Source organism: Micromonospora parva, from assembly GCF_040649675.1.
Lineage (GTDB): Bacteria > Actinomycetota > Actinomycetes > Mycobacteriales > Micromonosporaceae > Micromonospora > Micromonospora parva.
Genome location: NZ_JBEZFX010000006.1, coordinates 476924 through 487255, shown reverse-complemented (window position 1 = coordinate 487255; position 10332 = coordinate 476924). Strand labels below are relative to the sequence as shown.

The window sequence follows — 10332 nt, the reverse complement described above, 5'->3', positions numbered from 1 at the left end:
CGGATACCGGTGTCGTATCCGGACGAAACCGCAACGCCGCCGGTCGTCGTCCGGGCCCGCCGCAGGCCGGCCAGTTCTTATGAAACAGGCCCTAGTCCAAGCCAGGGGTCGGACCAGCCCAACAGGGCGGCCAGGCGCGCGTTGTGCGGCGCGAACTGCTCGCTCAGGCGCTCCCGCAGGGCCGGGGTCAGCTCGGAGACGCCCGGGTCGACCCGGCGGGTGTGCCGGGTGAACGCCTCCGGGGTGAAGGCCGGCAGGCCGAGGAAGCGCACGATCTCGCCGTACGTGCCGGCCGGGTCGGCGTGCAGGTCTTCGGTGCGGGCGACGTGGATCCGCTCCCGGGGGACGTGCGCGAACCACCGGTCCAACTGCTCGGCGTAGCGGCCCCGAGCAGCGTACGAGTGGTTACGCAACGCCCGGTGCGCGGCCGGGCTGTCCGGGCCGCGCCGCGTCGCCGTCGCCAGCCGCTCCTCCTCGGCGTCCAACGCGTCGGCGAAGGAGAGCGGCTCCGCGCCGTACGAGCGGGTGTGCAGGTAGTGCGAGTAGGCCCGCTGCACCGGGTCGCGCAGCAGGACGACGAAGCGGGCCTGCGGCAGGGCCGCCGCGACCCGGGCCGGCACGCTCGGATGGAACAGGTAGTAGGGGCTCGCCTCGAACGTGCGCTCCCCCGGGGCGAGGCGCGGGAAGTGCCCCCGGTACCACCGCGCCCCCCGAGCGTGGTGGACGCTGAAGTACTGCAACTCCTTGCCGGTGGGCACCCGGACCCGGGGATGCGCGGCGAGGTGGTGGTACAGCGACGTGGTGCCGCAGCGCTGCGCGCCGATCACCAGGAAGTCCGGCAGCGGTCCCGGCTCCCCCGGTCGCGCCGCCCGTCCCCAGGCCCGTGCCGTGCGCACCCCCCGACGCAGCCGGTCGGTGACCTGACGCCGTGCGCCGCCGCTCACGAGCGCGCCCCGCGCTGGCCGGCACCCGCAGCGGCACCCACCCCGTCGGCCGGTTCGGCGGGGTCGGCGGCGGCACGTCGACCGCCTCGGCGGGTCACCGCGCGCAGCACCATGACGTCCTCCCGACTGAGCCCGAGGGCGAACACCACGGCCAGGTACGCCACCATGATCGCGGCGAGGCCGACAACGAGTTGCGCGGTCCACCCCTCGACCAGCCAGCGCACACCGAACCCCACACCCATCGCGACCAGCGCGGCGACCAGGCCCTTGACCATGCCCGCCGTCACCGGCACCGTGTGCACCTGCGCTCGCACCTGCCAGACCCGGGCGACGTTCACCGCCGCCAGCGACACCGCCCAGGCCACCGCCGCGCCGAGAATGCCGTACGCCGGGATGAGCCAGAGGTTGAGCAGAACGTTGAGCAGCAGGGCGGCGAGGTTGTCCATCATGTTCACCGAGACCCGGCCGGACATGTTCAGCAACGTCCCGCAGGGCCCGGTCGCGGCGTTGACCAGCTGACCGAGCGCCAGCACCACGGTGACCGCCGCGCCGCCGGCCAGGCCCGGCCCGCCGACCAGCCGCAGCAACTGCTCCGGGAAGACCAGTAACGCCACGAAGGCCGGCAGCGACAGCCGCAGCACCCAACCGGTGGCGACCCGGTAGATGCGGCGCACCTCGTCCAGTCGACCCTGGTGGTAGAGGTGCGCCAGGTGCGGACCGAACGAGGCGTTGACCGGTGCCAGCACGAACACCGCGATGGTGACCAGCCGGGTCGCCACGTGGTAGACACCGATCGCGTCGGCACCGTAGTCGAAGAAGCCGAGCAGCAACGCGTCCACCCAGATCAGCCCGGTGGACGACAGCGAGGAGACCCAGCTGACGGTGGAGAACCGGAACAACTCCCCCGGCCGGTACGCGGGCCGGGCGACGGGCACCCGGCGCAGCATCCGGGCGAGCGCCACGAGAGCGAACGCGGCGGCGCTCCAGCTCGCCGCCACCAGCGCCCAGAACGCGCCGGTCAGGCCCGCCCCGAGGGCGAGCGCCAACGCGGTGAGCGCCAATCGGGCGGCCGGCTCGTAGACCTGGCCGATCAGCGCGTAGGCCCGTTGGGTGCGCCAGCCCCGGGTGGCGGCGAGCGCTGCCTCGCACACCGTCGAGGCGGGCAGGCACAGCGCCACCAGCCGTAGCCCGGTGGTGAGCTGCGGGTCGTGCAGGGCGTCGGCGAGCCACGGCGCGCCGACCGCCAGACCAAGGGCGATCACCGTGGACGCGGCCGCCGAGATGCCGATCCCGAGCCGGATCGCGCCCCGCAGGGCAGCCGGCTCGTCGTCGGCGAGATGCACCGCCACGAACCGGGTCAGCCCGGCCCGGAAACCGGAGAGCGAGAGCAACCCCAGCAGCGACAACACCGCGTAGACCTGGGCATACCGGCCGAGTTCGGGTACCCCCAGGGCCCGGGCCAGCAACAGCATGACCAGGAAGAGCGCCACCTGGCTGAGCACGGCGCTGGCCAGGTTCAGCACACCGCCGCGGGCCATACCGCGTACCTGCTGGTCGCCGGCATCCGGCGCGGCCGGCGGCCGGCCGGTCACCTCGCGCACCCGGCGGCCCGTTCTCCGATGGTCACGGCCGTGCCGCGGTCACGGTCTCCGCCGGCAGCGCGGGGGCCGCGGTGCTCGCGGCCGCCGGGTGGGTGGCGGCTCGGCCCCGCGAGAGCAGTTCGAGTACGCCCACCAGCAGCACGCCGAGCAGCAGACCCGCACCGCCCACCGGCAGGGCGGTACGCACCAGCTCGGTCAGCCGGCTCACCTCGTGCGCCTCGCCGATGCTGGTCACCTGCTTCGGGTCGGCGGCCTGGGCCTGCGCCCGCGCCGCCTGCAACCCCTCCCGCGCCTGGGACAGCGCGTTGGTCGCCGCGTCCCGTTGGGCGAGCAGCGCCTGGTAGTCGGGGAGTTTCGGCCCCAGCTCGTCGAGCTTCTTCTGGGCGGCGGTGATCGCGCTCGTCGCCGCGTCGACGCCACGGCCGTTGCCGACCGCCTGCATGGAGAGCTGCTGCTGGCGCAGGCTGGTCAGCTCGCCCAGCGTCGCCTGGTAGATCCGGTCCGGCTGGGAGACCTTGTTCGCCTTCTCCCACTCGCCGATCGCCCTGGTCGCCGCTGTGACATCGGCGTTGGCCGCCTCGACCTCACCGGTGGCGATGCCGACCTGGGAGGAGAAGAGGAACGCCAGCGCCCGGGTGGTGGTGGCGGTCAGCACCGGCGCGACGGTCGCCCGGTCACCGGCGGTGTACGTCACCTCCAACTGGCTGCTCGCGCCGACCTGGCTGATGGCGAGCCCGTCGCGCAGCCGCTCCGGCGGCACCCCGGTGTCAGCGGCCACGTCGGCGAGGACCCGGGGTGAGGTGACCGCCGCGCCGAACGCCGCGACGAACTGGCTCGCCGCCTGCGTACCGGTGTACTGCGTCCCGGCCGTGCCACCCACCAGGGCCGGCGCCGCCACGTACGCGGTTCCGCTGAACTGCTGTGGCGCGAGCAGGACGATGGCGGCCGCGGCCCCGGTGGCGAGTACCGGCACCCCCACGAGTACCCAGAGGCGCCGCCGGGCGACCCGCAGGTAGTCGACGATCTCCACTTTTTCCCCAATGCTGTCGTTCAGTCAAACCGGGACGGACGTGCGTCGTGGCTGCTCGCCGGTCAGGTGCGGAGCCGGTTGGCGGGCGATCACACTGGCCGCCGCGGCGAACGCGACGAAGTACCAGAGGGTGACCACGTTGGATATCACGTTGGAGGCGGCGCTGACCGCCACGAAGGCGGCGGCGCAGCCGGTGAACCCGACCGCGACGCCACGCTCGAAGCTGCCCGGAGGGGCCCGCCGCAGCGCGGTCCGGGCGGTGTACAGAAAGGCGAACAGCATCAGCAGGTACGCCCCGAGACCCAGCAACCCGGTCTCCACGTACGCCCGCAGGAAGTCGTTGTGCGGCTTCTTCGCCTCGTCGGTCTCGCGCTGGGTCATGTTCGGTCCGATGCCGGTCACCGGATTCCGGTCGGCCAGCGTGACGATCTCGGTCCAGTAGCTGATCCGCCACTGCAGGGTGTTTCCGGTCGGGTCGCCACCGACCGCGCGGGACACGCCGAGTTGGGCGAACCGTTCGCCGACGGCGGGCACCAGTGCCACCCCGGCGACCGCCACCACGCAGAGGGTGACCAGCATCCGCTTGCTGCGATGCAGCACCGCGACCACGATCAGGCCGATCGCCGCGCCGAGCAGGGCGCTTCGGGTGTTGGTGAGCAGCAGGAACAGCAGCGAGAGCGCGAGCAGCACGCCGAGGGACGCCCGCAGTCGACGGTCCAGGAAGCGGTACACGGCGAACCCGAAGATCACCATGAACATCAGGTACCGGCCGAACGTGGTCGACTGGCTGAACGTGCCGCTGATCCGGGTGAAGTCGCCCTTCACCTCGGCCGGCGGGTTGCCCAGCAGCGACAGGACGACGGTGTAGCCCAACGCCAGCACCAGTGAGGCGTAGCAGGCGAGCAGGACCCGACGGATCGCCGCAGTGTCCGGCATGAGCTGTTCCAGCACCACGAACATCACCACCACGGTGAGGATGCGCAGCGCCTCCAACAGGCTGTTCGCCGGTCGGCTGGCACCGAGGGCGCTGACCACGCTGCTGGCACCGACGAGCAGCATCGCCCAGCTCAGCGGGGAACCGCGCAGCCGCCCGTGCCGGCTGAGCTGTGCGGCCAGCCAGAGCCCGGCGGCGAGGAGGAACAGCACCGCGAGCAGTGTGGAGGGGTCCGCCGCCCGGGCCGTTCCGGCGGAGTTGGCCTGGCCGGCGCTCGGTCCGGTCAGCTTGAACAGGTCCACGCAGGAACGCACCGCGAGCATCAGCAGCACGTACCCGGCGAACCGGGTCAGCGCGAGCACGGCCACCGCGATCCCCGCTACCACCGCGAGTGGCAGCACCATGCCCCGACGGTCACCGGCCGCCATGGAGACACCGGCGATTACCGCCACGACCGCGGCGGCCAGCGCCGCGCCGCCGGTGAGGAGGCGGGTCGGGTCGAGCCGCCTGGTCATGAGCGGAGTGACCTGCTGCGTGTGTTGTTCCACTGATCCCACTGAACTGAATCGGCGCTGCCCGGCCGCTGCCGGGCGCGGCCAACCGATGTCCTCCCGGCACAAGATCGGTTCAATCTAGCCCTGTCCCCTCGACGGTAGAAGGGGCCGTTGCGCCGACTGTTGCGTCCTCCGCCGGGTTGACCCCCGCTCCCCCGGCGAACACCGCCCGGTCAGTCGGCGGCCGCCGCGCGTCGTGCCCTGCCCCGTCGTCCCGGCTCCGGTGCCAGGCGAAGGTAGAGCTGCTCCAACTCGCGGGCGGCGGTGTCCCAGCTGTACCTGCCGGTGACCCGCTCGCCCAGTGCCACGGCACCGGCCCGTTCGCCCGGCAGGTCGGCGAGCAGCGACGTCAGCGCCCGGAACAGGTCGTCCTCGTCGCCGTCGCGGAACAACCGCCCTCCGGCGGCGTCGGCGCTCAGCACCTCGACGTGCGGCGCGATGTCGCTCGCGACGATCGGCAGCCCGTACGCGGCAGCCTCCAGCAACGTCAACGGCAGCCCTTCCAGCCGGGACGGTTGGACGAATCCGGCCGCACCGGAGTACAGCTCGGCGAGCAGGTCGCCGTAGGCGAACCCGGTGAAGACGATCCGGTCGTCCGCCCCGGCTTCACGGCGCAGCCGGTCCACGAAGTCGTCGGTGAACGACGACCCGCCGACGATCGCCAGGCGCATCGGGGTCTCGGTGCGCCGGAAGGCCCGGATCAGCAGGTCGGCCGCCTTCTCCGGCACCAGCCGCCCGACCAGCAGCAGGTAGCCGCCGGGGGTCAGCCCGAACCGGTCCTGGATCTGCCGGGTCCGTGCCGTTCGGGCCGGGTTCACGCCGTTCGGGATGTAGGTCGTCGGGCTGCCGAACCGGGTGCTGTAGTGGGCGGCGAGCCCCTGGGAGACGGCCACCCGCTGGTGCGGGACGTACCCGCTGAACCAGTGGGCGCTGCCCAGCACCGCCCGGGCGGCGAGCCCCCACTTGCCCCGCTGGTTGTCCAGTCCGTGCACTGTCAGCACCACCCGCGCCCGGGACAGGGCGCGCGGGAGCGGGGCGACCAGGGCCGGCCCGAGCCCGTGGTAGTGCACGATGTCGGGCCGCGCGGTCATCGCCGCCATGGTCGAGGTCGCCGCGTGCACGATGGCGTCGAGGTGCTTGCTCGCGATCGTGTGGGTCTGGCGCAGCCGCACCCCCCGGTAGCCGTCGGCGGGTGTCTCGCCGTAGCTGCGGCGGCAGTAGACGGTGACCTCGTGCCCGTAGCCGGCGAGCCGGCTGGCCATCTCCTCCACGTGCCGTTCGATCCCGCCGTAGGTCGCCGGCATCCCCTTCTGGCCGATCATCGCGATCCGCAGCGGACGCCAGCTCGCGCCCGCTGCGGCGCTGTCCCGTCCGGCGGCCCACGCGTCGAGCGCCTGCCGCGCCGCGACACCCTCGCCCCGCTGGCGGGGAATCGCAGAATGTCCGGTGCCCTGGTCCACATTGTCGGTCTGCAGGTCGGGGTGGGCCACGATGACTCCCTGCGTGACTAGGTGCGCGCCCGCGCCCGGGCAGATCAACACCTTGCCATGAACGGGCCCGTCCGCCAGCCGATCATCCAGACAAAAAATCATCGGTGGGATTCGTGGCTCGTGACATGCCATCCGGATGACATCTACGCGGACGGCTGTCAAACCAGGTCGACCAGCGGATGAACAGCCGCAACGGCTTGCGTCCCACCGCGCGCGCCAGGCGGCCGGGTGTCAGTGGCGGGGCGACGATCCGCTCGGTTCGGACGCTCTCCTGGTGTGCAGGACGGTCAGCGTCACGGTGATCGCGGCGGCGACGCCGACGCCGGCCCAGAGCAGCGGCCTGGTCCGCAGGTCGTCGGGCAGTTGCTGACCGAGGACGAAGACGCCCATCACCACCACGAACCAGCCGAACGCCTTGCGCAGGATGTCCGCCGGGATCCGCTCGGTGAGTCGTCCACCTGCCAGGCTGCCGGCGACGGCAGCGACGGTGACCGCTGCCGCGGGGCCCCAGTTGATGTCCACTCCGGCCAGATAGCCGGCCAGGCCGGCGAACGACTTCATGGCGATGACCACCAGCGAGGTGCCGACCGCTACCGGCATCGGCAGGCCACCGAGCAGCGCCAGGGCGGGCACCACCAGGAAGCCGCCGCCCGCGCCGACCAGGCCGGTCACCAGGCCGACCACCACACCGTCGAGGATCACCCGTGGCACCGGCAGCTCGTGTGGCACCACGGTGCCGGCGGCCTCGCGTCGGCCACGGATCATCGCCACCGCGGTGGCCAGCATCATCACCGCGAACCCGGTGAGCAGGATTCCGGCGGGGATGAGCCCGGCCAGGCGACCACCGGCGTAGGCGCCGGTCATGCCGGCGAGACCGAAGATCAGGCCGGTGCGCCAGCGCACCCGGTGGGCGCGGACGTGCGGGATGACGCCCACCAGGCTGGTGGCGCCGACGACGAGCAGCGACGTCGCGATGGCCTCCTTCGCGGGCAGATCGGCGACGTAGACCAGCAGCGGTACGGCGAGGATCGAGCCGCCCCCGCCCAACAGCCCGAGGCTGACCCCGATCAGCACGGCCAGCCCGACGGTCAGCGCCACTGTGGCGGTCATGCCCGCTCCACGGGGCTCCCACGCAGCTGGCCCATGACGGTGTCGAGGTCGCGGCTGGCACCCCGGTTGTAGGGCAGCTTGCCGAGCAACATCCCCATGGCGCAGGTGTTGGTGACGGCAGCGACGGTCAAGCCGGCGCCGATGGCCCCGGCCACCCACTTGAGCTGCGGCACGAACACCGAGGCGAGAATGCTGACCAGCACGATCGAGCCGGCCACCAGGCGGACCTGACGTTCGAGGTCCCAGCGGGGCACGCCCCGCGTGACCGGCGCGTCGGCCGCCTGCCAGGACATGATGCCGCCGTCCAGCACCGTCAGGTTGGGCAGGCCGACCCCCGCCAGGGCCTGCTGGGCCTGGCGGGCGCGGGCACCGGAGCGGCAGACCAGAACGACGTCCTCGTCCAGCTGGTCGCGCAACTCCCGGCGGTGCTCCTTGAGCAGGTCGAGCGGCACGTTGTAGGAGCCGGGGATGTGCGCCGTCTCGAACTCCGCCGGGGTACGCACGTCCAGCACCCGGGGCGCATGACCGGATTCGATCAGTTCGCGAAGGCCGGTGGCGTCGAGCGTGGCAGGGCGCGCGGTCTCGGAAGTACTCACTTACTCCGCTTTCTTGGATGGGGTGTCAGCTGTCACGGCAGGGGAAGCCGGCCGGCGGCGGTGGCGTCGGCCGGTGGTGCGGACTGTTCCGGTCAGGCAGCGGTGACCAGGTCCAGGCCGGCGGTCCGGGCGTGCCCGAACGCGTCGTCGACCACGACCACCTCGCGGCCGGCGTTCGTCAGGAGAGAGGCGGCGACGGTGGCCCGGTAGCCCGAGCCGCAGTGCACCCAGACGGTGCCCGTCGGGACGTCGGCCAGCCGCCGGGGCAGGTCGGGCAGCGGGATGTGCGCGGCGCCGTCAATGTGGCCGGCCCGCCACTCGTTGGTCATCCGCACGTCGAGGATCACGTCCGCGCCGGGCAGACCGGCCGGGATCTGGCCCTTCCGCGCCGCCGCGAGGGCCCCGAAGTCCGCCATCCGCAGCTCGCGCAGCTGACCGGGGTCAGTCGCCCAGCGCGTGGCGTCGCCGGTGGCCTGCGCGGCGGGACGGTCGATACCGATGCGGACCAGTTCACGTTGGGCGTCGGCGACCTGCTGCGGTGTCTCGGCGAGCAGGGTGATCGGCACCCCCCACTCGATCAGCCAACCGAGCCAGGTGGCCATCGGACCGTCCAGACCGAGACTGACAGTGCCGGCCAGGTGCGAGGCGGCGTACGCCTTGCGGTGGCGCAGGTCCACCACCCACTCCCCTGCTGTCATCCGCTCGCGTAGTTCGGCGGCGTCGGCGCGGGTCACCGGCGTGAGGTCGACCGGGGCCGGGCCGGCGGCGTTGGCCACCCCCATGTGGGCGTAGTACGCGGGGTAGGCGTCGAGGCCGGCGAGGGTCTCGGTGACGAAGTCGTCAGCGGCCAGGCGCAGGACGGGGTTCTTCTCCTTCTCCCGGCCGATGGTCGACTCTGGAGCGTCGGCCTGACTGGCCGAACAGAAGCTGCCGAACCCGTGCGTGGGCCACACCTGCGCACCCTCGGGCAGCAGATCCGCCAGCCGTTTCGCCGAGGCGTGCTGCTGCTGGGCCAACTCGTGGGCGTGCTGCTGGCCCAGCAGGTCGGTACGGCCCGTCGTGCCGAACAGCAGCGACCCGCCGGTGAAGACGCCGGTTGCCTCCCAGCCGCCGTCGGTGGCCACGTCCAGGACGTACGACAGGTGGTGGAAGGTGTGGCCCGGCGTGCCGATCACCCGCAGGCGCAGGGAGTCGGAGACGCTCACCTGGTCGCCGTCGGCGACCGACGTCCGCGCGAAGCCGACCTCGTCGGCCCCTGCCACCAGGTAGTGCGCGCCGGTGATCCGCGCGAGTTCCAGCCCGCCGGAAACGTAGTCGTTGTGCAGGTGCGTCTCCAGGACGTGGGTGATCCGCACGCCCTTCTCCCCCGCCAGGTACATGATCCGGTCGATGTCGCGCTGGGGGTCGACCACGATCGCGACCTGCCCGTCCGAGGCCAGGTAGCTGCGATCGCCGAGGGCGGACGTGGCGACGACGGAAACCTCAACTGACATGTCCTGCGCTCCTTTCCGGATACCCCGGGGGGTATGTGGACGACACACTGCTGCCTGGTTCTTCACCCACGCTGTTACCCGCCCCACACCATTGCCAGTCGGCGCGGCGGACCCTCGGGCACGATGAGCCCGCCGCGCCACACCTCGACGGGACGGTCCGGGCCCGCCCCCGAGAGGGCGGACCCGGGAACGCCTCAGGCGAGAGCCAGGAAGAGCTTCTCGAGCTCCTCCTCGGTCATCTCCGGCTCCTCGCCACGGTCACGCGCGGCCCCACAGTGCCGCATGCCCGACGCGATGATCTTGAAACCCGCGCGGTCGATCGCCTTCGACACCGCCGCCAGCTGGGTCAGCGTCTCGCGGCAATCCTGACCGTTTTCCATCATCTCGATAACCGCGTTGAGCTGCCCACGCGCCCGCTTGAGCCGGGTCAGCGCATCCGAGGTCATCTCCGGTCGAAGCTTCATCGGCACCTCCTGGAGGCAACCATACCCCCGGGGGTACCCACCCTGCCAACAGTAGCCGAGAAAACGGCCATATCGGGTGTCATATGCCGAAAGAGCCCCGGCCGATCACAGCGGAT

At 72.2% G+C, this 10332-nt stretch carries 9 protein-coding genes; all 9 read right to left on the bottom strand.

The annotated features are described in order from the left end of the window. Window positions 1-77 precede the first annotated feature (77 nt). A complete protein-coding gene (locus tag AB0C03_RS18305) occupies window positions 78-944 on the bottom strand; it encodes a sulfotransferase family protein (protein WP_357637956.1) in 867 nt (288 codons plus the stop codon). Beyond that, window positions 941-2536, bottom strand: coding sequence for an oligosaccharide flippase family protein (locus AB0C03_RS18300; RefSeq protein ID WP_357637953.1), 1596 nt, complete (start codon window positions 2534-2536; stop codon window positions 941-943). The genes AB0C03_RS18305 and AB0C03_RS18300 overlap by 4 nt, the downstream gene beginning before the upstream one ends. Before the next feature lie 31 nt (window positions 2537-2567). Continuing rightward, window positions 2568-3575 carry a Wzz/FepE/Etk N-terminal domain-containing protein gene (locus tag AB0C03_RS18295; RefSeq protein ID WP_357637950.1) on the bottom strand — a complete coding sequence of 336 codons (1008 nt, stop codon included), beginning with the start codon at window positions 3573-3575 and terminating at the stop codon, window positions 2568-2570. Between the two features lie 24 nt (window positions 3576-3599). Beyond that, window positions 3600-5057, bottom strand: coding sequence for an O-antigen ligase family protein (locus AB0C03_RS18290; protein WP_156057990.1), 1458 nt, complete (start codon window positions 5055-5057; stop codon window positions 3600-3602). A gap of 179 nt (window positions 5058-5236) precedes the next feature. Next, complete coding sequence (locus AB0C03_RS18285; protein ID WP_156057993.1) at window positions 5237-6553, bottom strand: glycosyltransferase family 4 protein; 1317 nt, start codon at window positions 6551-6553, stop codon at window positions 5237-5239. Window positions 6554-6784: 231 nt separating this feature from the next. Continuing rightward, window positions 6785-7663, bottom strand: coding sequence for a sulfite exporter TauE/SafE family protein (locus tag AB0C03_RS18280; protein WP_357637947.1), 879 nt, complete (start codon window positions 7661-7663; stop codon window positions 6785-6787). Continuing rightward, complete coding sequence (locus AB0C03_RS18275) at window positions 7660-8259, bottom strand: rhodanese-like domain-containing protein (protein ID WP_030337681.1); 600 nt, start codon at window positions 8257-8259, stop codon at window positions 7660-7662. The genes AB0C03_RS18280 and AB0C03_RS18275 overlap by 4 nt, the downstream gene beginning before the upstream one ends. A 92-nt stretch (window positions 8260-8351) precedes the next feature. Then, window positions 8352-9752: an MBL fold metallo-hydrolase gene (locus AB0C03_RS18270; RefSeq protein ID WP_030337682.1), complete on the bottom strand. Its 1401-nt coding sequence runs from the start codon at window positions 9750-9752 to the stop codon at window positions 8352-8354. 194 nt (window positions 9753-9946) lie between these two features. Next, window positions 9947-10216: a metal-sensitive transcriptional regulator gene (locus tag AB0C03_RS18265; RefSeq protein ID WP_210859486.1), complete on the bottom strand. Its 270-nt coding sequence runs from the start codon at window positions 10214-10216 to the stop codon at window positions 9947-9949. Window positions 10217-10332 lie beyond the last annotated feature (116 nt).